General features: G+C 64.4%; 24 protein-coding genes. 8 read left to right on the forward strand and 16 right to left on the reverse strand.

Annotated elements, in window-relative coordinates:
* Positions 1-157: 157 nt before the first annotated feature.
* Positions 158-1,507: a tryptophan--tRNA ligase gene (locus QYS36_RS17250; RefSeq protein WP_308840652.1), complete on the reverse strand. Its 1,350-nt coding sequence runs from the start codon at positions 1,505-1,507 to the stop codon at positions 158-160.
* Positions 1,508-1,570: 63 nt separating this feature from the next.
* Positions 1,571-2,200, reverse strand: coding sequence for an alpha/beta fold hydrolase (locus QYS36_RS17255; protein WP_308840653.1), 630 nt, complete (start codon positions 2,198-2,200; stop codon positions 1,571-1,573).
* 172 nt (positions 2,201-2,372) lie between these two features.
* Here QYS36_RS17255 and QYS36_RS17260 point away from each other — a divergent pair, with 172 nt between their 5' ends.
* Together QYS36_RS17260 and QYS36_RS17265 are read left to right on the forward strand one after the other, a co-directional pair.
* Entirely contained in the window at positions 2,373-2,813 is a 441-nt protein-coding gene (locus QYS36_RS17260) for a ZapG family protein (RefSeq protein ID WP_308840654.1), read from the forward strand.
* Between the two features lie 230 nt (positions 2,814-3,043).
* Positions 3,044-3,679, forward strand: coding sequence for a TetR family transcriptional regulator (locus QYS36_RS17265; protein WP_308840655.1), 636 nt, complete (start codon positions 3,044-3,046; stop codon positions 3,677-3,679).
* Between the two features lie 535 nt (positions 3,680-4,214).
* Here QYS36_RS17265 and azu read toward each other — a convergent pair.
* From azu to QYS36_RS17300, 7 genes are all read right to left on the reverse strand, one after another.
* Entirely contained in the window at positions 4,215-4,664 is a 450-nt protein-coding gene (gene azu, locus QYS36_RS17270) for an azurin (RefSeq protein WP_308840656.1), read from the reverse strand.
* A gap of 304 nt (positions 4,665-4,968) precedes the next feature.
* Positions 4,969-5,697 (reverse strand): ABC transporter ATP-binding protein, encoded by a 729-nt coding sequence (locus QYS36_RS17275; RefSeq protein ID WP_308840657.1) that lies wholly within the window; start codon positions 5,695-5,697, stop codon positions 4,969-4,971.
* A complete protein-coding gene (locus QYS36_RS17280; protein ID WP_308840658.1) occupies positions 5,694-6,566 on the reverse strand; it encodes an ATP-binding cassette domain-containing protein in 873 nt (290 codons plus the stop codon). The genes QYS36_RS17275 and QYS36_RS17280 overlap by 4 nt, the downstream gene beginning before the upstream one ends.
* Positions 6,563-7,837, reverse strand: a complete 1,275-nt coding sequence (gene livM, locus QYS36_RS17285; protein ID WP_308840659.1) for a high-affinity branched-chain amino acid ABC transporter permease LivM — start codon at positions 7,835-7,837, stop codon at positions 6,563-6,565. The genes QYS36_RS17280 and livM overlap by 4 nt, the downstream gene beginning before the upstream one ends.
* Positions 7,838-7,841: 4 nt before the next feature.
* The gene (locus tag QYS36_RS17290; protein ID WP_070887221.1) at positions 7,842-8,756 is read right to left on the reverse strand and encodes a branched-chain amino acid ABC transporter permease LivH; all 915 of its coding nucleotides are present in this window, start codon (positions 8,754-8,756) and stop codon (positions 7,842-7,844) included.
* Between the two features lie 312 nt (positions 8,757-9,068).
* Positions 9,069-10,190, reverse strand: a complete 1,122-nt coding sequence (locus tag QYS36_RS17295; RefSeq protein WP_308840660.1) for a branched-chain amino acid ABC transporter substrate-binding protein — start codon at positions 10,188-10,190, stop codon at positions 9,069-9,071.
* Positions 10,191-10,609: 419 nt separating this feature from the next.
* Positions 10,610-11,500, reverse strand: coding sequence for an MBL fold metallo-hydrolase (locus tag QYS36_RS17300; RefSeq protein WP_308840661.1), 891 nt, complete (start codon positions 11,498-11,500; stop codon positions 10,610-10,612).
* Between the two features lie 246 nt (positions 11,501-11,746).
* On the opposite strand from QYS36_RS17300, the gene QYS36_RS17305 reads away from it, so the two are divergent.
* Positions 11,747-13,117, forward strand: coding sequence for an amidohydrolase family protein (locus tag QYS36_RS17305; protein WP_308840662.1), 1,371 nt, complete (start codon positions 11,747-11,749; stop codon positions 13,115-13,117).
* Between the two features lie 494 nt (positions 13,118-13,611).
* Here QYS36_RS17305 and QYS36_RS17310 read toward each other — a convergent pair whose 3' ends face one another.
* The 3 genes from QYS36_RS17310 to QYS36_RS17320 all read right to left on the reverse strand — a co-directional run bounded on the left by QYS36_RS17310 (position 13,612) and on the right by QYS36_RS17320 (position 16,812).
* Complete coding sequence (locus QYS36_RS17310) at positions 13,612-15,111, reverse strand: CoA-acylating methylmalonate-semialdehyde dehydrogenase (protein WP_308840663.1); 1,500 nt, start codon at positions 15,109-15,111, stop codon at positions 13,612-13,614.
* Between the two features lie 67 nt (positions 15,112-15,178).
* Positions 15,179-15,466, reverse strand: coding sequence for a cupin domain-containing protein (locus QYS36_RS17315; protein WP_308840664.1), 288 nt, complete (start codon positions 15,464-15,466; stop codon positions 15,179-15,181).
* Positions 15,466-16,812 (reverse strand): aspartate aminotransferase family protein, encoded by a 1,347-nt coding sequence (locus QYS36_RS17320; protein WP_308840665.1) that lies wholly within the window; start codon positions 16,810-16,812, stop codon positions 15,466-15,468. The genes QYS36_RS17315 and QYS36_RS17320 overlap by 1 nt, the downstream gene beginning before the upstream one ends.
* A gap of 188 nt (positions 16,813-17,000) precedes the next feature.
* Here QYS36_RS17320 and QYS36_RS17325 point away from each other — a divergent pair, with 188 nt between their 5' ends.
* Positions 17,001-17,921, forward strand: a complete 921-nt coding sequence (locus QYS36_RS17325; RefSeq protein WP_308840666.1) for a LysR family transcriptional regulator — start codon at positions 17,001-17,003, stop codon at positions 17,919-17,921.
* Between the two features lie 474 nt (positions 17,922-18,395).
* On the opposite strand, the gene QYS36_RS17330 is transcribed toward QYS36_RS17325, so the two are convergent.
* The gene (locus QYS36_RS17330) at positions 18,396-18,752 is read right to left on the reverse strand and encodes a hypothetical protein (RefSeq protein ID WP_308840667.1); all 357 of its coding nucleotides are present in this window, start codon (positions 18,750-18,752) and stop codon (positions 18,396-18,398) included.
* Positions 18,753-18,973: 221 nt separating this feature from the next.
* On the opposite strand from QYS36_RS17330, the gene QYS36_RS17335 reads away from it, so the two are divergent.
* From QYS36_RS17335 to QYS36_RS17350, 4 genes are all read left to right on the forward strand, one after another.
* Positions 18,974-19,897 carry an aldo/keto reductase gene (locus QYS36_RS17335; protein ID WP_308840668.1) on the forward strand — a complete coding sequence of 308 codons (924 nt, stop codon included), beginning with the start codon at positions 18,974-18,976 and terminating at the stop codon, positions 19,895-19,897.
* Between the two features lie 111 nt (positions 19,898-20,008).
* Positions 20,009-20,668 carry a TetR/AcrR family transcriptional regulator gene (locus QYS36_RS17340; RefSeq protein ID WP_308840669.1) on the forward strand — a complete coding sequence of 220 codons (660 nt, stop codon included), beginning with the start codon at positions 20,009-20,011 and terminating at the stop codon, positions 20,666-20,668.
* Positions 20,668-21,255: a YigZ family protein gene (locus QYS36_RS17345; RefSeq protein ID WP_308840670.1), complete on the forward strand. Its 588-nt coding sequence runs from the start codon at positions 20,668-20,670 to the stop codon at positions 21,253-21,255. The genes QYS36_RS17340 and QYS36_RS17345 overlap by 1 nt, the downstream gene beginning before the upstream one ends.
* Before the next feature lie 30 nt (positions 21,256-21,285).
* Positions 21,286-22,218, forward strand: a complete 933-nt coding sequence (locus QYS36_RS17350) for a 2-hydroxyacid dehydrogenase (protein ID WP_308840671.1) — start codon at positions 21,286-21,288, stop codon at positions 22,216-22,218.
* A 428-nt stretch (positions 22,219-22,646) separates the two neighbouring features.
* Here the strand turns inward: QYS36_RS17350 and QYS36_RS17355 are convergent, their stop codons facing one another.
* Genes QYS36_RS17355 through mpl form a run of 3 tightly spaced genes read right to left on the reverse strand, consistent with a single transcriptional unit; the run spans position 22,647 to position 24,920 of the window.
* Positions 22,647-22,940: a YceK/YidQ family lipoprotein gene (locus QYS36_RS17355; RefSeq protein ID WP_308840672.1), complete on the reverse strand. Its 294-nt coding sequence runs from the start codon at positions 22,938-22,940 to the stop codon at positions 22,647-22,649.
* Positions 22,933-23,565 (reverse strand): flavin prenyltransferase UbiX, encoded by a 633-nt coding sequence (ubiX, locus tag QYS36_RS17360; RefSeq protein ID WP_308840673.1) that lies wholly within the window; start codon positions 23,563-23,565, stop codon positions 22,933-22,935. The genes QYS36_RS17355 and ubiX overlap by 8 nt, the downstream gene beginning before the upstream one ends.
* 2 nt (positions 23,566-23,567) lie before the next feature.
* On the reverse strand, positions 23,568-24,920 hold the full coding sequence (mpl, locus tag QYS36_RS17365) for a UDP-N-acetylmuramate:L-alanyl-gamma-D-glutamyl-meso-diaminopimelate ligase (protein ID WP_308840674.1): 1,353 nt from the start codon (positions 24,918-24,920) through the stop codon (positions 23,568-23,570).
* Between the last annotated feature and the right edge of the window lie 120 nt (positions 24,921-25,040).

The raw sequence follows: 25,040 nt of genomic DNA on the forward strand, positions 1-25,040 counted from the left end.
TCGCGAGCTAGAGCCATACAAGGCAAAAACAGTCGAGGAAGCGGAGTTTACGAGCTGTAAATGAGCATCCCGAGTCTGTTTTTAACGCAGTAGGGCCGACGCGCAGCAGATCGTGAACAGGTTCTAAGGCTTCAGACCGTAGCGCCGCCCATAGGTGTCAGGCCTGTTCCGGCGCCAGGGCGGCACGCAGACGGGCAACCGCCGCCTCGAGGGCCCCGGCATCGGCGAAGGCCGGGCTTTCGCCGACCAATTGATCGTCCAGCCATACACCGAACGCATTGCCCTGCACGCGGATGTCCAGCGGCTCGCCGCTCTGCAGGCCCTTGCTCGCCTGCCCGGCTGCCTTGCCATCGGCGAAGGATGGCGACAGCAGCAGTTGCTCGCCATCGGCATCCAGCAGGCGGAAACGGAAGCTGCCGTCCTCGTCGCGGAAGCTGACCAGGCGCGCGCGCTTGGCGGCCTTCTTCTTGCTGTCCGTGGCAACCTGCACCTGCTCGCGGAACGAGCGCAGGCCCACTGCTTCGCGCAGCTCGCCCAGGAACGGGGTGGCGATCTTGCGCGCCTTGGCGGCGCCGGCCAGCAGAATGTCTTCCAGATCCGCCGGGCGGGCGATCAGCGCGTGGTACCGCTCGCGCGCCTCGCCCAGCTCGGCCTCCAGCAGCTCGAACAGCGCCTGTTTGGCTTCGCCCCAGGCCAGCCCGCCGAGCAGCGCGGCGCGGAAATCCGCCTGCTGGGTCGGGGCAGCAAAGGCCTGGTAGATGGTGAACAGGTGCGAGTTGTCCGGGTCCTTCGCCTCGCCGGGCTGGCGGGAGTCGGTAACGATGCGCGCCACGGCGTCCTTGAGCTGCCTGGAGCTGCCGAACAGCGGGATGGTGTTGTCGTAGCTCTTCGACATCTTGCGGCCGTCGAGGCCCGGCAAGGTGGCGACGTCTTCCTCGATCACCACCTCGGGCAGCTTGAAAATGTCCTTGCCCTGGCCGAACAGGTGGTTGAAGCGCTGGCCGATATCACGGGCCATTTCCACATGCTGGATCTGGTCGCGACCGACCGGCACCTTCTGGGCGTTGAACATCAGGATGTCCGCGGCCATCAGCACCGGATAGCTGAACAGGCCCATCGACACGCCGGTATCCGGGTCTTCACCGGCTTCGACGTTCTTGTCCACCGAGGCCTTGTAGGCATGGGCACGGTTGAGCAGGCCCTTGCCGGCCACGCAGGTCAGCAGCCAGCACAGCTCGGGGATTTCCGGGATATCGGACTGGCGATAGAAGGTCGCCTTGTCGGTGTCCAGGCCCAGGGCCAGCCAGGTCGCGGCGATCTCCAGGCGCGAGCGCTGGATGCGCGCCGGGTCATCGCACTTGATCAGCGCGTGGTAGTCGGCGAGGAAATAGAAGGAATCCATGTCGGCGCGGCGGCTGGCGACGATGGCCGGACGAATCGCCCCGGCATAGTTGCCCAGGTGCGGCGTGCCGGTAGTAGTGATGCCGGTAAGGATACGCGTGGTCATGTTCAGGTTCGCTTTACGTGGACCAACTTGGGGATCCGGCGTGCCAGGCTGGCACGCGGCAGATCACAGGCGAGGCAGCAGCAGATCCTTGAGATCGGTCAGCTTGCCGTGGAAAAAGTGGCTGCATTCTGCCACTTTCAATAGTTCGTGAGCACGCCCGAGGTTGGCCGACCAATCGTACACAAGCTGCGGCTCGACCACTTCGTCGGCATCCGGCTGGATCACCACCAGTGGGCAGCGCTCGGCCGGCGGATTTTCGCCGTTCAGGCGCATCACGGCCGGCGCGATCATGAACAGCTGTGTGGGCTCGATACCCTGCTGCTCCAGGCGACCGCCCAGGGCGGCAGCCACGAAACCGCCAAAGGAAAAGCCCATCAGGGTCAGCGGCAGGTCCGGGTAGCGCTCGCGCAGCCAGTGGGCAACGGCCTCGGCATCATCGACTTCACCGCTGCCCATGTCGTGGCTGCCGGCACTGGCGCCGACGCCCCGGTAGTTGAAGCGCAGGGTGTGATAGCCGGCATCACGGGCGGTGCGTTGCAGGGTCGACACCACCTTGTTGAGCATGGTGCCGCCCTGCACCGGATTCGGGTGACAGATCAGCGCCACGCCGCGCGCCTCGGCGACCTCTAGGCAAAGGGCTTCCAACTGGCCGCTCGGGCCATCGATCATCATGGGGGTTTCGCGGATCAGCAACAGTGAACTCCGTGACCTTGATTCGGGTCGACTCGTCGAACGATGTACCCTGGCCGCACTAGGCGTTGCCGGGTAGACACCTTAAAACACCTTCGCCTACACGCACTTAGCGGTGTACAGCGCAGGTTCCAGCCGTTAACGTAAAGCAAAGCCGTTTAGAGAGGAAGGACTCGTGGAACAGACGCTCACCGCCTGGTTGCTACCGGCACTTACCCTGGTCGCTGGCATCGCCATCGGTTTCCTGATCGCCCGTCTCGCGCCCAATGCCGCCCCCAGCCGCACCCAGCGCCAGCTGGACGAGATGCAGGAACGTTTCGAGGCCTACCAGAACGAAGTGGTCACCCACTTCAACACCACTGCCAATCTGGTCAAGAAACTGACCCAGAGCTATCACGACGTTCAGGAGCACCTGTCCCACGGTGCCGATCGCCTGGCACTCGACGAAGTGACCCGCCAGCGCCTGCTCGCCACCCTGCACGCCGAGCCGAGCGCCGACAAGCGCGAACGCCTGACGCCGCCGCGCGACATGGAAATCCCCAAGGATTACGCGCCAAAGGCCGACGACGTACCGGGCATGCTCGACGAGGGCTACGGCCTGAAGAACCGTTACTAAGAGCCTTTTCAAAGTCTAGCGAGCTAGAGCAATGCAAGGCGAAAACAGGCGAGGACGCGGAGTTTACGAACTGTAAATGAGCAGTCCGAGTCTGTTTTTAACGCTGCAGTGCCGACGCGCAGCAGACTTTGAGCAGGTTCTAATACGGCTCTCGTAACACCTCGAACCCCGCCCTATGGCGGGGTTTTGTTTTACGATGCTTGCACCGAGCCCGACAAGGAAGTGATTCCATGCCAGCACGCCAATCCCCCCACCCCACCCGCCAGGCGCTGATGGATGCAGCCCGCCAGCTGCTGGACAGTGGCCGGGCCTTCGGCAGCCTGAGCCTGCGCGAAGTGGCACGCGCCGCCGGCATAGTGCCCACCGGTTTCTACCGCCACTTCAAGGACATGGACGCCCTCGGCCTGGCCCTGGTGGCCGAAGTCGGCGAGACCTTCCGCACCACCCTGCGCCAGGTTCGCCGCAACGAGTTCGAGCTGGGCGGCATCATCGATGCCTCGGTGCAGATCTTCCTGCGCGCCGTGGAGCAGCATCGCGGCCAGTTCCTGTTTCTCGCCCGTGAGCAATATGGCGGCTCGCTGCCGGTGCGCCAGGCCCTGGCGGCCTTTCGCGATGACATCGCCGCCGACCTGACCAGCGACCTGAGCCTGATGCCCAAGCTGCAGCACCTCGACGAAGCGGCGCGCAGCGTGCTGGCCGATCTGGTGGTGAAGACCGTGTTCGCCACCCTGCCCGAGCTGATCGACCCACAGACCGCCGCCCTGCCCGCCCATCGGCGGCCGGAAGCCAAGATGATCGAACAGCTGCGCTTCATCCTGATCGGCGCCAAGCGCTGGCGTGGCCTCAGCGCCGGCGACAAGGACTGAAACCGGGCGCACCGCCCTGAGCAAAAAACCACCAGCTTGCGCCAGCGCCTGCAGCTCCTGGCCTGGCCGGCGCTGCACGCACCTTATCCACAGCGTACTCCACACCTTGCGTGGACAACCTTTCCGCTCGCGCCCTTCAAGGCACTGAAATCGTTGAAGTAATGATTGACGCGGCGGTAATTTTTGGCACTCAGACGAGCTGATCAAATAACGACCAGCCCTCTCTACCCCACGTGTCCAAAGGCCTGCAGCCGTGCATGCTCACCTTATCCACAGCACTGCGCACAGCAACCGGGGAAAACTCCACAACTGCCCGCCTGCGTTGCCTAAAGCCTTGTTTGCAAAGCGCTATTGGCGCTGGTCAAAAATACCGCGATATCCCGCAGACCACGCCACCACAGCGCTACGCGGTCTTTTGCACATGATCGATACAGGCTTATCAACAGGGTCTGTGGGTAAATATGGCAAGCCGCTGATTTTCCTGCACAAAAGAAAAGGCCGCTGACAAGCAGCGGCCTTGAGACGACAGCAGGAATCAGTCGACCAGGGTCAGCGCACCCTTCATCAGCGCGGCATGGCCGGGGAAGGAGCAGAAGAACTCATAGCTGCCGGCAGCATCCAGCTTGCTGACATCGAAGGTCACCGAGTCGGACTCGCCGCCACCGATCAGCTTGGTGTGGGCGATCACCCGGGCGTCGTCGGGCTTCAGGTAATCCTTGTCGACGCCAGCTGCGATGCCGTCGGTGCTGATGCCCTGAACGTCTGCGCTCTTGGCCACCACCAGGTTGTGGCCCATCACGTGCTTGGGCAGGTTGCCGACGTGCTTGAGGTCGATGGTGAAGGTCTTGCAGCTCTTGCTGACCTTGATCTCCTTGGTATCGAAGGTCATCTGGTCGGTGGAATGCACCTCCACCGAACATTCGGCGGCCAACAGCGGCGCACTGACCAGGGCCAGCACGGAGGCGACGACAAACTTGCGAATCATGGGAGTCTCCTTGGCAGTAAATACGTTCACAGCCTGCAGGGTGCCCTATCACGCCCGCATTTCCCATGACCTGAGGCAACAGACCGCAGGCAGCCAATAGGCCATCCACAAAGACTATCGAGGTCATCCACACAAACAAGCGGCCAAACGGGCGCCCAGGCCCTACGCTGTGCCCAGGTTCAAAAAGGAGAAGACCATGACCCTCATCGATAGCCTGCAGCACTGGTTCGCCGCTTATGCACAGGGCGCGAGCGGCAGCGCCAGTTAGGTCGCGCCAGACAAGCAGCGGCCGCCGCGTTATACCCTAGTGCCCGCCCAGATAGGCGTTGCGCACTTCCTGGTTGCCGAGCAGCTCCTGACCGGTGCCGGTCATGCGGATCTCTCCGGTGACCATCACGTAGGCGCGATCGGAGAGGCGCAGCGCATGGTTGGCGTTCTGCTCGACCAGGAAGATGGTCATGCCGGTCTGCGCCAGCTCGCGCAGGGTGGCGAAGATCTGCTTGACCACGATGGGCGCCAGGCCCAGCGACGGCTCGTCGAGCAGCAGCAGCTTGGGCCGACTCATCAATGCCCGGGCGATGGCCAGCATCTGCTGCTCACCGCCGGACATGGTCATCGCCCGCTGGTTGCGCCGCTCCTTGAGGCGCGGGAACAGCTCGAACATGCGCTGCATGTCTTCATCGGCATGCCCGGTGCCGATCGGGATGGTGCCCATCAGCAGGTTCTCTTCGACGCTCATGTCCGGGAACACCCGGCGCCCTTCCGGCGACTGGGCGATGCCGTTGGACGCCACGAAGTGGGTGCTCTTGCGGGTGATGTCTTCGCCACGGTAGAGAATCTGCCCGCCGCTGGCCCGCGGCTGGCCGAAGATCGACATCAGCAGCGTGGATTTACCCGCGCCATTGGCACCGATCAGGCTCACCGTTTCGCCCGGGTCGATGTGCAGGTTGACCTTCTTCAGCGCCTGGATCTGCCCGTAATGCACGTCGACGTCCCTGAACGCCAGCAGCGGTGCCGCATTAACATCGCTCATGCCACTTCCTCCTCGTCCGCGCCGAGGTAGGCAGCGATCACTTTCGGGTCGTTCTTGATGGCGTCCGGGCCGCCCTGGGCGATCACCAGCCCATGGTCGAGGACGATGATGTGGTCGCTGATGCTCATCACCATGCCCATATCGTGCTCGATCAGCAGCACGGTCAGGCCGTGCTCGTCGCGCAGCAGGCGGATGATCTTGCTCAGCGCGTGGGTTTCCGAGGGGTTGAGGCCGGCCGCTGGTTCGTCCAGGCAGATCAGCTCCGGGCCGGTACACATGGCCCGGGCGATCTCCAGGCGGCGCTGCTGGCCATAGGAAAGCTCGCCGGCCAGGTGGTTGGCCTGCGCCACCAGATCGACCACTTCCAGCCAGTAGAAGGCGGTGTCCAACAGCTTGTTCTCGGCACGCCGGTAACCGGGCGTGTTGAGCACGCCCTTGATCAGGCTGCGCTCGGCGAGCATGTGCTGGGCCACCAGCAGGTTTTCCAGCACGGTCATTTCCTTGAACAGGCGAATGTTCTGGAAGGTGCGCGCCAGGCCCGCCCGGTTGACCAGGTGGGTGCCACCGAACATCTTGTACCAGAGCCGCGAGCCTAACTGCCGGGGCTTGATGAAATCGTCCGCGGCGAAGGGTTCGCCGAGAATCTGGATCACATCGGTCTGCCGGCCCTGGGCGTTGAGCATGATCTTGCCGCCAGTGGCCGAGTAGAAGCCGGTCAGGCAGTTGAACACCGTGGTCTTGCCGGCGCCGTTGGGGCCGATCAGCGCCGAGATGGAATTGCGCTGGATCGAGAAGTTGACGTCGCTGAGCGCCTTGATGCCGCCGAAGTGCATCATCAGGCCGTCGACCGAGAGGATCTTGTCGCTCATGGCGCGACTCCTTTACGCGGGGCGATGCCGATGCGGTTGATGCGAATCAGCCCGCGCGGTCGCCAGATCATCATCACCACCATCAGCACGCCGAACAGCAGCACGCGGTAGTCGGCGAAGCTGCGCAGCAGCTCCGGGGCGATGGTCAGCACGAAGGCGGCGATCACCACGCCCACCGTCGAGCCCATGCCGCCGAGCACCACGATGGCGAGAATCAGCGCCGACTCGAAGAAGGTGAACGAGGTCGGGTTGACGAAGCCCTGGTAGGTGGCGAAGAACACCCCGGCGATGCCCGCCGTGGAGGCGCCGAGCATGAACGCCGAGAGCTTGACCAGCACGTGGTTAAGGCCCATGGAGCGGCAGGCGATTTCGTCCTCGCGCAGCGCTTCCCAGGCGCGGCCGACCGGCATGCGGGTCAGCCGATGCTTGACGTAGAGCACCAGCAAGACCACCAGCACCAGCACCGCGTAGATGAACAGGAACTTCATGTTGGGGTTGTAGGCCACGCCAAAGTACTCGTGGTACGGCACGCCACCGTCCTTGGCGCGGCGGGCGAACTCCAGGCCGAAGAAGGTCGGCGCCGGCGCGCTCATGCCGTTGGGGCCGCCGGTGACCTCCAGCCAGTTGGTCAGCACCAGGCGGATGATCTCGCCGAAGCCCAGGGTGACGATGGCCAGGTAATCGCCGTGCATCCTCAGCACCGGGAAGCCCAATATCATCCCCGCGAAGGCCGCCATCAGCGCCGCCAGCGGCAGCAGGCTCCAGAAGCCCAGGCCCAGGTATTCGTAGCCCATGGTCAGGCCGTAGGCACCGATGGCGTAGAAGCCCACGAAGCCCAGGTCGAGCAAGCCGGCCAGGCCCACCACGATGTTCAGGCCGAGGCCGAGCAGCACGTAGATCAGGCCGAGGATGATCACCGTCAGCAGGTACTTGTTGGCGAAGAATGGAAAGATGATCGCCAGCAGGATCAGCCCCGGAATGATCCAGCGCATGCGCGACACATAGCCCGGCGGCTGCACGCCGACGCCACCACCGGAGCGCTCGAAGCCCTCCAGCACCACGCGCCCGCGGGAAGTCTGCAGGAACAGGCTGAGCAGCAGGCGGCCGACCATCACCGCACCGACCATCCAGGCCACGCGGTCGAATTGCGGGGTGAAGTCGTAGCCCTTGAGCACCACGCCCACCACCGGGCCGAACACGATCAGGGCGATCAACCCGGCCATCAGCGCATCGACCAGGCTCTTTTTCACATCGATAGAAGTCGTACTCACGGCATCACACCTTGGTTACCTGAGGACGGCCCAGCAGGCCCTGGGGACGGAAGATCAGGATCAGCACCAGCAGCGAGAAACTGAACACGTCCTTGTAGTCGGAATTCACCATCCCGGAGAACTGCGCCTCGGCCACGCCGAGAATCAGCCCGCCGAGCATCGCCCCGGGCAGCGAGCCGATGCCACCAAGCACCGCCGCGGTGAAGGCCTTGATGCCGATGATGAAGCCGGCATAGAAATCGAAGGTGCCGTAGTTGAGGGTGATCAGCACCCCGGCCAGCGCGCCCATGGAGGCGCCGATGACGAACACGTAGGAGATCACCCGGTCGGTGTTGATGCCGAGGATCTGCGCCATCTTGCGGTCCTGCTGGGTGGCGCGGCACATGCGCCCCAGGCGGGTCTTCTGGATGATGAACGTCAGCGCCAGCATGCCGATGATGGCCGCGGCGATGATGAACAGCTTGGTGTAGGTGATCATCACGTAACCGTCGCCCACATGCAGGCGCAGCGCGCCTTCGAGCATGGTCGGGATGCCCTGCTGCCGTGCGCCCTGGCTGAGCTGCACGTAGTTCTGCAGGATCAGCGACATGCCGATGGCGCTGATCAGCGGCGCCAGCCGCGTGGAGTTGCGCAGCGGTTTGTAGGCGATGCGCTCGATGGCAAAGCCGTACACACCGGTGACCACGATGGTGAACACCAGCGTGCCGAGAATCACCAGCGGGAAGGAATGCACACCGAAGAACGCCAGTACGGCGATGGCGATGGCGGCGAGGTAGGCGGAGACCATGTACACCTCGCCGTGGGCGAAGTTGATCATGCCGATGATGCCGTAAACCATGGTGTAGCCGATGGCGATCAGGCCGTAGACCGAGCCGAGGGTCAGGCCGTTGACCAGTTGCTGCAGGAAGATACCGTCCATTGAAAAATCTCTGAGTCCGTGACGGAAAGAAGCGCGTAGTCGCCAGGCGACCGCAGCAGCCCCGGCAGGTCATGGCCCGCCGGGTTTGGAGGTGTGTTCACGAGAGGCAGGGCAAGGGAGATGGCGCGGTCATTTGTGGCAGCGGGCCATGCCCGCGATTCGCGCGCACAGCGCGCGACATCAGCTGTAGGGTGGACAATGCTCTTCTTGTCCACCATTGCGGTTAAAGCACGGTGGACGAATAAAGCGTCGTCCACCCTACAAACTGAAGCCACTCCCACGCTCACCCTGCCGCTCGAGAGAACCCTTCTCTTAAAGCTGCTTGTACTTGCCGTCAGCGCCCCACTGGTACATCACGTAGTCGGAGACTTTCAGGTCGCCCTTGTCGTCGAACTCCTTCTTGCCCATCACCGTCTGCACCGGGTTGGCCTTCAGCCAGGCAGCGGCCTCGGCGCCATCGGTGCCCTTGATGCCGGCAAAGGCCGCGGCCACCACCTGCATCGAAGCGTAGGAGTAAAGGGTATAGCCTTCCGGCTCGTAGCCATTGGCGCGGAATTTCTCGATCACCGCCTTGCCGTCGGCGATCTGCCGCGGGTCGGCGCCAAAGGTCATAAGCACGCCGTCGACGTACTGCGGGCCGCCGGCGGTGCCGACCATCTCGTCGGTGACGATGCCGTCGCCGGAGATGAACTTGGCGGTCACGCCCTGCTCGCGCATCTGCCGTACCAGCGGGCCGGCCTCGGCATGCAGGCCACCGAAGTACACCACCTCGGCGCCGCTGGCGCGGATCTTGGTGACCAGGGCGTTGAAGTCCTTCTCGCCGCGGGTCAGGCCCTCGTACATCACCTCCTTCACGCCGCGCTTGTTGAGTTGCGCACGGGTGGCGTCGGCCAGGCCCTGGCCGTAGGTGTCCTTGTCGTGCACCACGGCGATCTTCTTGGCCTTGAGTACATCGACGATGTAGTCGCCGGCAACGATGCCCTGCTGGTCGTCACGGCCGCACATGCGGAACATCGCGGTCAGGCCGCGCTCGGTCACCTGCGGGTTGGTGGACGCCGGGGTTACCGCCAGGATGCCTGCCTCGTCATACACCTCGGACGCCGGCATGGTCGACGAGGAACAGAAGTGCCCGATCACCGCCACCACCTTGTCGGCATCGACCATCCGGTTGGCCACCGACACCGCCTGCTTCGGCTCGCAGGCGTCATCGCCTTTCACCAGCTTGATCTTCTCGCCGTTGATACCGCCCGCCGCATTGATATCCGCTGCCGCCTGCTCGGCACCGCGCCACAACTGGTCACCGAACGCCGCGTTGCCGCCAGTCATCGGCGCACCGACACCAATGGTGATGTCCGCGTGGGTCAGCGAGGAAAAACCCAGTGCGCCAGTGATCGCGAGCGCCAAGAAACCTTTCTTGAAAGACGTATGAGGCATGGACGTGCTCCTGAGGAGTTTTTAGGATTGGCCCGCCTGTTGGAGCAAGCGCTATGCCATTCGCACGACCGTTTGAAACTTCTAGACGAAAGTCGCAGTTGACGCCGATGTAACCGCCAATGTCTGGAGCAATGCGTCACTTTCGATTGAAAAGGCGCCACGTTCACGACAAACCGCTGCCAGTTGCGCACCTTGGTCGCGCAATGCCTCGTCCATGCTGGTGCAACCATGGGAAACACTGCCCAACCTTGGGCAGCCCCCTTGGCCGACATCCAAAGTGACCTGTTTGCCTGCCAAGGCTTATTCCAGAGCGGTCTATTCACCTTTCGGATCGACCTAACCAGCCATTCCTGCCGTTGTAACCGGTAACAGCGTTGCCCCTGCCCTTGCCGAGCCGCGGGCGATGCCGATACGCAGCCCTATTGCGGCCACTTCACCTCGCCCTTGATCACCTGGGCACTGAGCGCCAGCGAGGACTCATCGGCCAGGCTGGGGAAGCGCTTGCGCATGGCCACGATCAGCTGCGCCGAGTCCCTGGCCTGCTTCGCCTCTTGCTCGAAGGCCAACAGATACTCGCGGGTCGCGGTAACCGTTTGCGGCGAATCCGGCAGGCTGCCATCGGCATTGGCCAGGTAATGCCCGGGTACCACGCGGCTAGGCTTCAGCGCGTCGATGGCATCCAGCGTGCCCAGCCAGTCACGGCGCGATTGCACGGTCTGGGTATCAGCCATCCACACATGGATATTCGCCGACACCGGGATGCCGCCGACCACGGTCTTCAGCGACGGAATCCACACGAAGGTACGCTTGGGCTCCGGCCCGCGAATCTCCAGCACCTGGCCATCCACGGTCAGTTTCGGCTCGCTCAGCGCCTGCGGTACCACCAGCGTCTGCGGCGCGTTGCCCGCCATGATCGGCCCCCAGTGGGCCAGCTTGCCGTCCTTGCTCGCTTCGATGGCGGCCACCGTCTCGGCAGTGGCGACGATCTTCGCGTCCGGGAAGGCGCGCTGGATCACATCCAGCCCGAAGTAATAATCCGGGTCGCTGTGGCTGATGTACACGGTGGTCAGCTTCTTGCCGGTCGCGCGCACCTTCTCGACCAGCGCCTGGGCATCGTCACGCTGGAACTGCGCATCGATCAGCACCGCCTCGGTCGGCCCGGAGACGATCTGCGCCGACACCGGGAAAATCGACTTGGCACCGGGGTTGTAAATATCCAGCTTCAACGGCTCAGCCGCCAGCACCTGGCCGGCCCCGGCCAGCACGGCACCGCCTAACAACAAAGGGCGCAACAGACGTAAAGCATTCATGGCATGGCCTCACAAGGGAAAGTGCGGGCCATCATAGAGAAGCAGATAGGTTCGAAATACGGCCTGATGCGCAATGCTTTGTTGCGTGTTTCAGCCCAATCGAGCATCCATTTAGCGGTTTGCTGGCGCCACCGGTGATGACTGCAACCTGCGCAAAGCAAACACATCCAGCAACGGTCTGCTTATGGCAGCCGCCAATCCAGCCCCTTTACTGAGGCGATTGTCGCCATCGAATGGAACCTAACCATGCGCAGCCCACTGCATTGTCTTCTTCCTGCCCTGCTGCTCTCGATCGCCCCCACTATCCATGGGCAAACCCACGATCTGCTGATCGAAAATGCTCAGGTGATGACCCTCGACCCGACGCTGGGTGACTTGCGTGAGACAGACGTGCTGCTGCGTGACGGCCGCATCGCCGAGATCGGGCAGCGGCTGACAGTCACTGACGTCGAGCGCATCGACGCGCGGGGTATGCTGCTATTGCCCGGCCTGGTCGACACCCATACTCACCTCTGGCTCAGCGCCGCGCGCGGGCAGTTTCGCAATACCCCGCAAACCGACTACTTCCTGTTGAAAAAACACCTGGCGCGCCACTACAGCCCCGAAGACATCCGCATCGGCACCTATTTTGGCGCGGTGGAAACCCTGGCTTCGGGCGTAACCACAACGGTCGACTTCTTTCATAACCTGCGTGGCCCGGAGCACTGGGAGGCAGCCAGGCAGGCACTGCTGGAAAGTGGCATTCGAGCGCGCCTGCTGTACGGCGCGCACGATGACCTGAAGGCTGAGCAATCCATTGATCTCGAACATCTGGCCGAGGTCGCCGCACAACCGGCCCAGGGCAACCTGACGCTCGGTCTCGGCTGGCGAGGCGTAGGTGAGGGTGCTCCGGCAACGCTACAAACGGGCCGTCGCGAAATCGAGGCCGCGCGATCACTCGGCCTGCCAATAGCGGTTCATTCAGGCGGTGCTCGCAACGCCGCGCTTATCGACAGCGGCCTGCTTGGCGAGGACGTGCAGATCATCCACGCCACCGCAGCCACGAACGCTCAGGTGGCGTCCTTTCGCGCGGCCGGCAGCTCGCTGTCACTGACCCCGATCACCGAACACCGGGTCGGCTACGGCCTGACCCTATTGAGCGATTACGCGGCGGTCGGGCGCCTTGGCCTTGGTATAGACGGCCCGGCGCTCGCGGGTAGTGCCGACCTCTTCGCCAACATGCGGCTGCTGGCATTGACCGAGTCCGCCGCCAACAAGGCCGAGACGGCCATCGAGCCGCGGCGCATCCTTGAACTGGCGACTCTGGAGGCCGCCCGCTCGATCGGCATGGACAAGGAAATCGGCTCGATAACCCCCGGCAAACGCGCCGACCTGATCCTGCTGGACCTCAACGCCCTCAACATGGCCTCCCCCGGCACCAACGACCCCGCTGCCCTGGTGGTCTATTCGGCCACCACCGCCAACGTCGACACGGTGATCGTCAATGGCGTACCGCTCAAACGAGGCGGCCAGCTGATCGGCGTGGACGTGCCGCAGGTACTCGAACGAGCCCAAACCTCTATCAGCGCCATCCTGAACCGTGCCGGTGGACTGCCGGAGGTCAAGCCAAAGCTCTAGCAGGTAGCACGTAGGGTGGACAACGCGAAGCTTGTCCACCATTAGGCTCGACGCAATACCTCAGGCATACGCCAATCGCCCCTTCAGGAGGCCGAACGGAATCGTTGTGTAGAGGACCGGGCGGGCAGCCTTGAGCGGCATGGATGCCGCGAGGGCCCTTGGAGCAATGATGGAGCGAGACCCGGATGCAGGGGCACAGCGGTTTTGCTTAATTTTTTGCGGGGCCGGCCATCCGGCGTTTGAAAAAAGTGAGTCGCCGTAAGGGCGAAACCGGTTTGTAAGTCGATAGAGAGGCGGCGTCGGAGTGCGATATTCGGCCGCAAAATATGCGTCGCTGCCGATAAAGATTCGCGGGCATGGCCCGCTCCCACAGGTGGTGCTCTCACAACTTCCGTTCCTAGAGCTTGACTCCAGGCCGGAGTGCAACCCCGGTTTCGGGGCACCAATAAAAAGGCCGATCATCTGATCGGCCCTTTCATTTACCTCACCCCACCTCAGCTATTGCTGGGAAACGCAAACTGCGCCGCCTCGTGGGTCTTGCGCTGGGGCCAGCGCTGGGTGATCGACTTGCGGCGGGTGTAGAAGCGCACGCCGTCGGGGCCGTAGGCGTGCAGGTCGCCGAACAGCGAGCGTTTCCAGCCGCCGAAGCTGTGATAGGCCACCGGCACGGGCAGCGGCACGTTGACGCCGACCATGCCCACTTCGATCTCGTCGCAGAACAGCCGCGCGGCTTCGCCGTCACGGGTGAAGATGCAGGTGCCGTTGCCGTATTCGTGGTCGTTGATCAACTGCATGGCGGTCTCCAGGCTGTCGACGCGGACGATGCACAGCACCGGACCGAAGATCTCGTCGGTGTAGATGCTCATGTCCGCGGTTACCCGGTCGAACAGGCTGCCGCCGAGGAAGAAGCCATTATCAAAGCCGGCCACGCTCAGGCCACGGCCGTCGACCACCAGCTGGGCGCCAGCGGCCACACCCGCTTCGATATAGCCGGTGACCTTGTCCTTCGCCGCCGCGGTGACCAGCGGGCCCATGTCGAGGCCGCACTGGGTGCCGGCACCGATCTTCAGGGCCTTGATCTGCGGGACGATGCGCTCGACCAGGGCATCGGCGATCTGGTCGCCCACGCACACGGCCACCGAGATGGCCATGCAGCGCTCGCCGCAGGAGCCGTAGGCAGCGCCCATCAGCGCGCTGACGGCGTTGTCCAGGTCAGCGTCGGGCATCAGCACCGCGTGGTTCTTGGCACCGCCGAGGGCCTGCACGCGCTTGCCGCGCTTGGTGCCTTCGGCGTAGATGTATTCGGCAATCGGCGTGGAGCCGACGAAGCTCAGGGCCTTGACCTCCGGCGCCTGGATCAGCGCATCCACGGCGGTCTTGTCGCCATGCACGACGTTGAGCACGCCTGCGGGCAGGCCGGCTTCATGGAGCAGCTGGGCGATGTACAGGGTGGAGCTGGGGTCGCGCTCGGACGGTTTGAGGATGAAGCAGTTGCCGCAGACGATGGCCAGCGGGTACATCCACAGCGGCACCATGGCCGGGAAGTTGAACGGGGTGATGCCGGCGACCACGCCCACCGGCTGGAAGTCGCTCCAGGCGTCGATGTTGGGGCCGACGTTGCGGGTGTACTCACCCTTGAGAATTTCCGGCGCGGCGCAGGCGTACTCGACGTTCTCGATACCGCGCTTGAGCTCACCGGCGGCGTCTTCGAGGGTCTTGCCGTGCTCTTCGGCGATCAGCTTGGCGATCGCCTCTTCGTGCTGTTCGAGCAGTTGCTTGAAGCGGAACATCACCTGGGCGCGCTTGGCCGGCGGGGTGTTGCGCCAGGCCGGGAAGGCCTGCTTGGCGGAGTCGATGGCCTGCTGCACGGTGGCCACATCGGCCAGGGCGACGCGGCGCACCGCCTCACCAGTGGCCGGGTTGAACACGTCGGCGCTGCGGCCGCCCTGGCCGTCGCTGAGCTGGCCGTGGATCAGGTGCTGGATGGTGGTCATTGAGTCCTCCGAATGTTGCTCGCTTGGCCGACAGCGACGCACGCGGCTGCCGCCGGGGATGGGTTTGTCACTTGAGTTCGGTTTCGACGAAGACCACTTCGTGGTCGCTGGCGTTGACCACGTTGTGCTCGACGCCCGCCTTGCGGAAGTAGCTCTGCCCGGCGACCAGCGCCGCGCGCTTGTCGCCTTCCGGGGTTTCCAGCAGCAGGGTGCCGTCGGTCATCGGCACCACCACGTAGTCATGAGCATGGCGGTGGCGCCCGGTTTCGGCGCCTGGCGCGAAGCGCCATTCGGTGACGATCACCTCGTCGTTATCCACCTGCACGGTGGCCACCGCCTGCTGCCGGCCGGCCATCAGGCGATGCCTTGCAGGGCGTCGCCGACGGCGCTGAACACGCGGTCGAGGTCTTCGATCTTGGCGTTGAACATCGGCCCGAACTGCAGGCCGTCGCCGCCGAAGCGCACGTAGAAGCCGGCCTTCCACAACGCCACACCGGCTTCGAACGGACGGATCGTCGGGTCGCCGTCACGGGGCGCCAGCTGGATCGCGCCAGCCAGGCCACAGTTGCGGATGTCGACCACGTGCTTGGCGCCCTTGAGCCCGTGGATGGCGTTCTCGAACTTGGGCGCCAGCTCGGCGGCCTGCTGGATCAGGTTCTCGCGCTTGAGCAGCTCCAGCGAGGCCAGGCCAGCGGCGCAGGCTACCGGGTGGGCCGAGTAGGTATAGCCGTGGGTGAACTCGATCATGTGCTCGGGCGTCGGCTGGCCCATGAAGGTCTGGTAGATCTCGCGGCTGGCGATCACCGCGCCCAGGGGAATGGCGCCGTTGGTGATCTGCTTGGCAACATTGAGGATGTCCGGCGTGACGCCGAAATACTCGGCGCCGGTCCACTTGCCCATGCGCCCGAACGCGGTGATCACTTCATCGAAGATCAGCAGGATGTTGTGCTGGGTGCAGATCTCGCGCAGGCGCTCCAGGTAACCGGCCGGCGGCACGATGACGCCGGCCGAGCCGGACATCGGCTCGACGATCACCGCGGCGATGTTCGAGGCGTCATGCAGCTCGATCAGCTTGAGCAGCTCGTTGGCCAGCTCGACGCCACCGGTTGCCGCTGCGCCTTTGGTGAACGCCATGCCCGGCTGCAGGGTATGCGGCAGGTGGTCGACGTCCATCAGCTGGCCGTACATCTTGCGGTTGCCGGCGATGCCGCCGAGGCTGGTGCCAGCGATGTTCACGCCGTGGTAGCCGCGAGCGCGACCGATGAACTTGGTCTTGCTGGCCTGGCCCTTGAGGCGCCAGTAGGCCTTGGCCATCTTCACCGCGGTGTCGGCGCACTCGGAGCCCGAACCGGTGAAGAACACGTGGTTGAGCTCGCCCGGCATCAGGTCGGCCATTTGCTCGGCCAGCTTGAACGACAGCGGGTGGGCATACTGGAAGCCCGGCGAGTAATCGAGGGTGCCGAGCTGCTTGGCCACCGCCTCCTGAATCTCCTTGCGGCAATGGCCGGCGCCGCAGGTCCACAGGCCGGACAGGCTGTCGTAGACCTTGCGACCGGAGTCGTCGGTCAGCCAGGCGTCTTCCCCGGCAACGATGATCCGCGGGTCGCGCTGGAAGCTGCGGTTGGCGGAAAACGGCATCCAGTGGGCGTCCAGCTTGAGCTGGCTGGCCAGGGGCGGCGTGGCGGTCTGCGGCATGTTCATGGCGATGGCCTCGGCAGTGGCGGCGTGATCGGAACTAACGTGGGAGCGGCTTTAGCCGCGAGAATCGACAGCAATCGCGGCTGAAGCCGCTCCCACAAGTAGGTGCATCAGTTGCCAGCAAAGGTGCCACGGGCATAGAGTCAGTAAAACAGCACTCTTCTTATCTTCAGTTCAAGGCTTACTAAACAATGAGCGCCCGCCGCCCCGAACCCCTCGCCCAGGTCAGTGACTTCGATATCCGCCTGCTCAAGCTGTTTCGCAGCGTGGTCGAGTGCGGCGGGTTTTCTGCCGCAGAGAGCGTGCTGGGCATTGGCCGCTCGGCGATCAGCCAGCAGATGAGCGACCTGGAACAGCGCCTCGGCCTGCGCCTGTGCCAACGCGGCCGCGCCGGCTTTGCGCTGACCGAGGAGGGCCGCGAGGTGTACCAGTCGACCCAGCAGTTATTGGCGGCACTGGAGAGCTTTCGCACCGAGGTCAATGGCCTGCACCAGCACCTGCGCGGCGAGCTGAACATCGGCCTGACCGACAACCTGGTGACGGTGCCGCACATGCGTATCACCGCCGCCCTCGCCCGCCTCAAGGAACGCGGGCCGGACGTGCGGGTGAACATCCGCATGACGCCGCCCAGCGAAGTCGAACAGGGTGTGCTCGACGGCCGCCTGCACGTGGGCGTGGTGCCGGTGGTCGGCGGGCTTTCCGGCCTGGATTACCAGCCGCTGTACGACGAGCGCTCGCGGCTGTACTGCGCGGTCGGCCACCCGCTGTTCTATGTCGATGACAAGGAGTTGCCGGATGAACGTCTCAACGCCCAGGACGCCATCGCCCCGACCTTTCGCCTGCCGCCGGAAATCCAGAGCCACTACGGGGCGCTCAACTGCACGGCCAGTGCTTCGGACCGCGAAGGCATGGCGTTTCTGATCCTCACCGGGCGCTATATCGGCTACCTGCCGGACCACTACGCCGAGGCATGGATCAAGGAAGGCCGCCTGCGCGCGCTCAAGGCCGATAAGCGCTTCTACGACATCAGCCTGGCCTCGGTGACCCGCAAGGGCCGCCGGCCACACCTGGTGCTGGAGAGCTTTCTCGAGGAACTGGCGACGAGCGCCTGAGCGGTCGTTTTTGATCAGTTAGATGTGCGTTTGAATTGGCAGCTATAAGGAAAAATCGGCCGTTCGCGTAACTCGTAGGAGGGGCTTTAGCCGCGAGCTCTTTACGTTCCACACGCTATGCGTGAGCTGTGGTTTGCCAGCGTTATCGCGTTGCTCATACGTCCGGTTCCGCTCTGACGAGCGGGTTTCTTTTGGCATCGCCCCAAAAGAAACCAAAAGGTCTAGCCCCGGCATCCGGCCCCAGCTTCGCTGGGGTTCCCTCGCTCCATCATTGTTCCGAGGGCCCGCCGCGAAGGGCCGTCCCTGGCCCATCGCGGCTCTCGCGACATCCATGTCGCTCAACCCTCTCCACAAAGATTCCGCTCGGCCTCCTGAAGGGGCGATTGGTGTCGTCTGATAATTCTGTGGCACGAGGAGCACCATAAGGGCAAAGCGACCGACCGGCCGCTTTCGCCACCCCCTGCCATGCAGCGCTTACTCGACCTTCTCGTAGCGGCCGCCACATTTGACGAAGCAGTTCTTGTAGACCTCCGCGCAGATTCGGTAGTCAGGCCCGTCGATTGCCGTGGGCTTCGGGCACAGCGTCTTGAGATTGGGGTCTTCGGTGGCATGCAGGCAGTTCTGGTAGCCCTGGTTCTGGCTGTCATAAATGACTTTGAAGCCCTGGTAGGACTCATCCTCTTGCCGCTCGCAGGCCCGCTGCGTTTGGTTGCACTGCTGGACGCAGGCCTGGCCTTCGGCCGTTTGCGGGGGCACTTCGCGGTACTGGGTACAACCGCCCAGCAGTGTCAGCAGAGCAACTACGGGTGAGCACAGAGAACGAGATAACACGGCTTGCAGGATCCTTCGGTAACGGCCCAGGCAGGCAACCTGAACATTCCAGACCTGTCCGCGACGCTGACAGGCTCTGCTGTGATGGTCAGGGGGAAGGTTGGTTCCCCCTTCGCCGGCCAACCGATAGCGACATACCCGGTAACAGGCTGTCTAGAAGCCCTGAGGCTGGGCGTCTAGTCTCAAGCCATTGTCTCTTCGATCAGCCAGCGGAGCACGCCATGCCCAATCGTCGCCATTTCCTGCAGGGCAGCGCTGCCCTGATGACCCTCGCGGCCACCAGCCAGTTGCTGCCCGGTTTCGCCTTCGCCGCCAACCCGGCCGCCGTGCTGCAGCGCAAGATCCCGTCCAGCGGCGAGAGCCTGCCGGTGATCGGCCTCGGCACCTCGCAAACCTTCAACGTGAGCCTCGACGAATCCAGCCTGGAAGATCTCGACGAAGTGATGCGCGCCTTTATCAATGGCGGCGGCACGCTGATCGACACGGCGCCCAGCTATGGCAGCGCCGAGGCGGTGACCGGCGAGTTGCTCAAGCGCACCAAAACCCAGGGCAAGGCCTTCCTTGCCTCCAAGCTGTCGAGCACCGGGCGCGAGCGTGGCCTGGCGCAGTTCGAGGCCAGCCTCAAGGCCCTGCAGGCCAACAGGATGGACCTTTTGCAGGTGCACAACCTGCAGGACACCACCACCCAGCTGGCCCTGGCCCGTGAGCTGCGCGAGCAGGGCAAGGTGCGTTACATCGGCATCACCCATTACATCGAATCGGCCCATGACGACCTGCTGGCGGTGCTCGCCAAGGAGAAGGTCGACTTCGTGCAGCTCAATTATTCGGTGGGCGAGCGCAACGCCGAGAAGCGCCTGCTGCCCTACTGCCGCGACAACGGTATCGCCACCCTGATCAACCGGCCGTTCCAGCGCGCGCAGTTGCTCAGCCGGGTCAAGGGCAAGCCGCTGCCGGAGTGGGCCAACGAGATCGACGCCACCTCCTGGGCGCAGTTGCTGCTCAAGTTCATCCTCGCCAACGAGGCGGTGACCGCGGTGATTCCGGCCACCTCCAACCCGCGTTACGTGGTCGACAACCTCAAGGCCGGCCAGGGTCGCCTGCCGAATGCCGCGCAGCGCGAGCGCATCGTCCAGGCCTTCAGCTGACCGCGCCTCGGGGCCTTGAGTGGATAATTGCAGCGCCAGCGCTTGTCACGCCCGCTACGGTGGAGTATCTGTTCTCCCGCTGAGCCCTCAGATCACCACGGAAGCTCCCTGATGCCCCTCGACGCCACCGCTAAACGCGCCACCACCGGCAAGCCGACTGGCCGCATCCGGCAGAAGAACGAAGAAGCGATCATCGCGGCGGCCGAGGAAGAGTTCGCCCGCCACGGCTTCAAGGGCACCAGCATGAACACCATCGCCCAGGCGGTGGGCCTTCCCAAGGCTAACCTGCATTACTACTTCAGCAGCAAGCAGGGCCTGTACCTGGCCGTGCTGAGCAATATCCTGGCCCTGTGGGACAGCGCCTTCGACAACCTGAGCGCCGACGACGACCCCGCCGAGGCGCTGGAGCGCTACATCCGCGCCAAGATGGAATATTCGCGGCGCTACCCCAAGGCCTCGCGCATCTTCGCCATGGAAGTGATCAGCGGCGGCGCCTTCCTGTCCCAGCACTTCGGCAAGGACCACCAGAGCTGGTTTCGCGAGCGCGCGGCGATCTTCGAACAGTGGATCGCCGCCGGCAAGATGGAGCCGGTCGACCCCACGAACCTGATCTTCCTGATCTGGAGCAGCACCCAGTACCACGCCGACTTCGCCTCGGAAATCTGCCGGGTCAGCGGCCGCTCGCGCCTGACCAAGCCCGACTACCAGGCCGCCGCGGACAACATGGTGCGCATCATCCTCAGGGGCTGCGGGCTGAAGCCGAGCGTCTGATGCCTTACCTGCTACTCGCCCCTTGCGACTACCGCGAGGAAATCCGCAAAAGCCGCTTTCTCGCCCAGGCCCGCGCCATCGCCAGCGCGGCGGATGCCCAGGCCTTCATCGAGCAGGTCAGCGACCCGGGCGCCTCGCACAACTGCTGGGCCTGGAAGCTTGGCCAGCAGTATCGCTTCAGCGACGATGGCGAACCCAGCGGCACCGCTGGCAGGCCGATTCTCGCCGCCATCGAAGCGCAGGGGTTCGATGGCGTGGCCGTGGTGGTGACGCGCTGGTATGGCGGCATCCAGCTCGGCACCGGCGGCCTGGCCCGCGCCTACGGCGGCAGCGCCAACAAATGCCTGCAGCACGCCGAGCGTCAGGAACAGGTGCCGCGCACCGCCTGCGCCTGCCATTGCGGCTTCGCCGAATTGGCCCTGCTCAAATCACGCCTGGCCGAATTCGACGCCGTGCTGGAACAGGAAAGCTTCGATGCCGAAGGCGCCGAACTGCAGCTGGCCGTACCACGATCGCAGCTCGAAGGCCTGCAACGCCTGCTGGCCGATATCAGTCGGGGGCGCAGCACCTTGCGCGTCATCGAGTAACCATCCACGCCTACTCGCCATGGAGACCCCATGAAACCCCATCTGCTGATTCTCAACCCGCTTGGCGAAGCCAGTCTGGCGCGTATCGCCGAGCGATACCAGGTGACCCATGCCGCCAACGCGGCGGCACGCGAGGCGGCGATTGCCGAGCACGGGGCCAGCATTCAGGCAGTGCTGACCATCGGCACCATCGGCCTGACCGGTGAGGAAATCGCCCGCCTGCCAAAGCTCGGCTTCATCGGTACCCTGGGGGTTGGCTACGAGAAGGTCGATATCGAAACGGCCCGCGCTCGCGGCATCGCCCTGAGCAACGGTGCTGGCAGCAACGCGGTGTGCGTCGCCGACCACGCCATGGCGTTGCTGCTGGCAGCGATTCGCGATGTGCGCCGTTTGGACAACGCCTGCCGCGCCGGCATCTGGCGCGACGCCCTGCCGATGACCGATGGCGTCAGCGGCAAACGCCTGGGCATCCTCGGCCTCGGCGCCATCGGCGAACAACTGGCCCGCCGTGCCGCGGCCTTCGCTATGCCGGTGGGCTATCACAATCGCTCAGCCAAACCAGGCAGCCCGCACCAGTACTTCGCCAGCCTGCTGGAACTGGCGCAGTGGTGCGACTGCCTGGTGATCGCCATTCCCGGCGGCGCCGCGACCCATCACCTGGTGAACGCCGAGGTGCTCGAAGCGCTGGGGCCCCAGGGTTATCTGGTCAACGTGGCGCGCGGCAGCGTGGTGGACACCGCGGCGCTGGGCAGCGCGCTGCGCGAGAAGCGCATCCGCGCCGCGGCACTGGACGTGTACGAAAGCGAGCCGCTACCGCCCAGCGAGCTGCTCGACCTCGACAACCTGACCATCACCCCACACGTCGGCGGCCACTCACCTCAGGCGCTGGAACAGTCGCTGAGCCAGTTTCTCGACAATATCGACCGGCACTTTCGCGGTGAGGCGCTGCTGACGCCGATTTGAAAGAGTTATGGCTTGGAAAGGTAAGCAAGGCGGACATCGGCCTACTGTGGGAACGGGCCATGCCCGTGACTTTTCGCGGGCATGGCCCACTCCCACAGGTAATACGCTCCAGACCGTAGGGTGGATGACGCTTCACCCATCCACCGTTCCCGTTACCGCAATGGTGGACAAAAAGAGCGTTGTCCACCCTACGGAATGAAGCCAAGCCGAAAGACCGTAGGGTGGATGACGCTTCACCCATCCACCGTTCCCGTACCGCAATGGTGGACAAAAAGAGCGTTGTCCACCCTACGGGTTGTGGAAACGGGCCATGCCCGTGACTTTTCGCGGGCATGGCCCGCTCCCACGGGTAATACGCTCCAGATGGCAGATGGGGCGGGCCGCGTAGGCGCTAGCCTCAAACATCACCCGCGCCCGGTCAAACTACCCTACCCACCGCCACTCACCTGCAAGCCGATCCCCAGCGCCTTGGCCAGCGACAGCGGCAACAACAGGGTATCGAGCAGCGCGCTGGCGGGTAGATCCACAGCGGCGTATCGCGGCGCCTCGGCACCGAAGCGCTCGCGCGAGCAGCAACCGCCCTGCAGCGCGTACCAGTCCAGCCGCGTGCCGGCGTACACCACCGGCGCGCCGGGTTTGGCGGCGTCGAGGGTGCGAGCGGTGGCGCAGCCGCCCAGTTGCAGGCAGGCCAGCACCAGCAGCCAGCTCGTGCGCCTAGTCATCGCCACTGTTGAGGTGATGCTCGCCCCAGCGCGGCAGCATGTCCTGGGGGATGTTCAGGCAGTTGAGGATGCGCGCGACCACGAAGTCGACCAGGTCATCCAGGGTCTGGGGCTGGTGATAGAAGCCCGGCGAGGCCGGCAGGATGGTCACGCCCAGGTTGGACAGCTTGAGCATGTGCTCCAGGTGAATGCTCGAATACGGAGCCTCGCGCGGCACCAGGATCAGTTGGCGGCGCTCCTTGAGGGCGACGTCGGCGGCACGCTCGATCAGATTGTTGCAGGCACCGGTGGCAATCGATGACAGCGTGCCAGTGCTGCACGGCACTACCACCATGGCCGACGGCGCGCCGGAGCCGGACGCCACCGGCGCCATCCAGTCTTCCTTGCCGTACACGCGAATCTGCCCGTCGGTGGCGCCGGTGTATTCGGTGAGAAAGGCCTGCATGGCCTGGGGCTTGGCCGGCAGGCTGACGTCGGTCTCGGTGGCCATCACCAGTTGCGCGGCCTTGGAGATCAGGAAGTGCACCTCCCGATCCTCGCGCACCAGGCAGTCGAGCAGGCGCAGGCCGTACTGGGCGCCCGAGGCGCCAGTCATGGCGAGAGTAATCCGTTCTGGCCCTGCCATGCTCATGCCTCCAGCGCCTTGGCCAGCTTGCCGTGCAAGCCGCCGAAGCCGCCATTGCTCATGATCACCACCTGGGTGCCGGGGCGCACCCGCGCCTTCACGCCGTCGATGATGGCCTCAAGCGAGTCGCATACCTGGGTCGGATTGGTCGCCCCGGCAACGGTGGCTGCCAGATCCCAGCCGAGGTTCGCCGGCGCGTACCAGAACACCGCATCGGCCTGCACGGCGGACTCGGCCAGGCCGTCGCGGTGGGCGCCAAGCTTCATGGAATTGGAGCGCGGCTCGATCACCGCGATGATCTGCTCGTCGCCCATCCGCTTGCGCAGGCCGTCGAGGGTGGTGGCGATGGCCGTCGGGTGGTGGGCGAAGTCGTCATAGACGGTCACGCCGTTCACCTCGGCGACCTTTTCCATGCGCCGCTTGGCGTTGATGAATTGGCCCAGCGCCTCGATGCCCAGCGCCGGCAGCACGCCAACGTGACGTGCCGCCGCTAGCACCGCCAGGGCGTTGGCGACGTTGTGCTGGCCGGTCAGTTGCCAGTCCACCACACCCTCGACCTTGCCGTCGAAACTCACCTCGAAGCGCGAACCGTCGGCACTGAGCAGACGTGCCTGCCATTGGCCGCCTGCGCCGGTGGTCTGCACGGGCGTCCAGCAGCCCATCTGGATCACCCGCGCCAGCGCGCTTTCGCTGGCCGGATGGATGACCAGGCCTTCGCCGGGAATGATCCGCACCAGGTGATGGAACTGCCGCTCGATGGCGGCCAGGTCGGGGAAGATGTCCGCGTGGTCGAATTCGAGATTATTGAGGATGGCGGTGCGCGGGCGGTAGTGGACGAACTTGCTGCGCTTGTCGAAGAACGCACTGTCGTACTCGTCGGCCTCGACCACGAAGAATGGCGTATCGCCCAGCCGCGCGGAAATCCCGAAGTTCTGCGGTACGCCGCCGATCAGGAAGCCCGGCGCCATGCCGGCGTGCTCCAGTACCCAGGCGAGCATGCTCGAGCTGCTGGTCTTGCCGTGGGTGCCGGCCACCGCCATCACCCAGCGGCCCTGCAGCACATGGTCGGCCAGCCACTGCGGGCCGGACACATAGGGCAGGCCCTTGTTGAGCACGTATTCCACCGCCGGGTTGCCACGGCTCATGGCGTTGCCGACCACCACCAGATCCGGCGCCGGCTGCAGGTGCGCGGGGTCGTAGCCCTGCAGCAGCTCGATGCCCTGGGCTTCGAGCTGGGTGCTCATCGGCGGGTAGACGTTGGCATCGGAGCCGGTGACGCGGTGGCCCAGTTCCTTGGCCAGCACGGCGAGCGAGCCCATGAAGGTGCCGCAAATGCCGAGAATGTGGATATGCATGAAAACCTCGAAAACAGGCGCGCCACAGGCCGTGCGAGCCGGGTGAAAACATGGCCGCAGATTAGCACAGCGGCGCCCGGCACCCAGCGGCGATAATCAGGTGGCGCCGATGCTCCGGGA

This window comes from Pseudomonas sp. G34 (assembly GCF_031119625.1).
Lineage (GTDB): Bacteria > Pseudomonadota > Gammaproteobacteria > Pseudomonadales > Pseudomonadaceae > Aquipseudomonas.

What these genes read in the sequence shown, in the direction of transcription:
- QYS36_RS17250 (WP_308840652.1), bottom strand. Translation starts at nt 1,507, where the DNA reads ATGACCACGCGTATCCTTACCGGCATCACTACTACCGGCACGCCGCAC.
- QYS36_RS17265 (WP_308840655.1), top strand. Translation starts at nt 3,044, where the DNA reads ATGCCAGCACGCCAATCCCCCCACCCCACCCGCCAGGCGCTGATGGAT.
- azu (WP_308840656.1), bottom strand. Translation starts at nt 4,664, where the DNA reads ATGATTCGCAAGTTTGTCGTCGCCTCCGTGCTGGCCCTGGTCAGTGCG.
- QYS36_RS17275 (WP_308840657.1), bottom strand. Translation starts at nt 5,697, where the DNA reads ATGAGCGATGTTAATGCGGCACCGCTGCTGGCGTTCAGGGACGTCGAC.
- QYS36_RS17280 (WP_308840658.1), bottom strand. Translation starts at nt 6,566, where the DNA reads ATGAGCGACAAGATCCTCTCGGTCGACGGCCTGATGATGCACTTCGGC.
- QYS36_RS17290 (WP_070887221.1), bottom strand. Translation starts at nt 8,756, where the DNA reads ATGGACGGTATCTTCCTGCAGCAACTGGTCAACGGCCTGACCCTCGGC.
- QYS36_RS17295 (WP_308840660.1), bottom strand. Translation starts at nt 10,190, where the DNA reads ATGCCTCATACGTCTTTCAAGAAAGGTTTCTTGGCGCTCGCGATCACT.
- QYS36_RS17300 (WP_308840661.1), bottom strand. Translation starts at nt 11,500, where the DNA reads ATGAATGCTTTACGTCTGTTGCGCCCTTTGTTGTTAGGCGGTGCCGTG.
- QYS36_RS17305 (WP_308840662.1), top strand. Translation starts at nt 11,747, where the DNA reads ATGCGCAGCCCACTGCATTGTCTTCTTCCTGCCCTGCTGCTCTCGATC.
- QYS36_RS17310 (WP_308840663.1), bottom strand. Translation starts at nt 15,111, where the DNA reads ATGACCACCATCCAGCACCTGATCCACGGCCAGCTCAGCGACGGCCAG.
- QYS36_RS17315 (WP_308840664.1), bottom strand. Translation starts at nt 15,466, where the DNA reads ATGGCCGGCCGGCAGCAGGCGGTGGCCACCGTGCAGGTGGATAACGAC.
- QYS36_RS17320 (WP_308840665.1), bottom strand. Translation starts at nt 16,812, where the DNA reads ATGAACATGCCGCAGACCGCCACGCCGCCCCTGGCCAGCCAGCTCAAG.
- QYS36_RS17325 (WP_308840666.1), top strand. Translation starts at nt 17,001, where the DNA reads ATGAGCGCCCGCCGCCCCGAACCCCTCGCCCAGGTCAGTGACTTCGAT.
- QYS36_RS17335 (WP_308840668.1), top strand. Translation starts at nt 18,974, where the DNA reads ATGCCCAATCGTCGCCATTTCCTGCAGGGCAGCGCTGCCCTGATGACC.
- QYS36_RS17340 (WP_308840669.1), top strand. Translation starts at nt 20,009, where the DNA reads ATGCCCCTCGACGCCACCGCTAAACGCGCCACCACCGGCAAGCCGACT.
- QYS36_RS17345 (WP_308840670.1), top strand. Translation starts at nt 20,668, where the DNA reads ATGCCTTACCTGCTACTCGCCCCTTGCGACTACCGCGAGGAAATCCGC.
- QYS36_RS17350 (WP_308840671.1), top strand. Translation starts at nt 21,286, where the DNA reads ATGAAACCCCATCTGCTGATTCTCAACCCGCTTGGCGAAGCCAGTCTG.
- QYS36_RS17355 (WP_308840672.1), bottom strand. Translation starts at nt 22,940, where the DNA reads ATGACTAGGCGCACGAGCTGGCTGCTGGTGCTGGCCTGCCTGCAACTG.
- ubiX (WP_308840673.1), bottom strand. Translation starts at nt 23,565, where the DNA reads ATGGCAGGGCCAGAACGGATTACTCTCGCCATGACTGGCGCCTCGGGC.
- mpl (WP_308840674.1), bottom strand. Translation starts at nt 24,920, where the DNA reads ATGCATATCCACATTCTCGGCATTTGCGGCACCTTCATGGGCTCGCTC.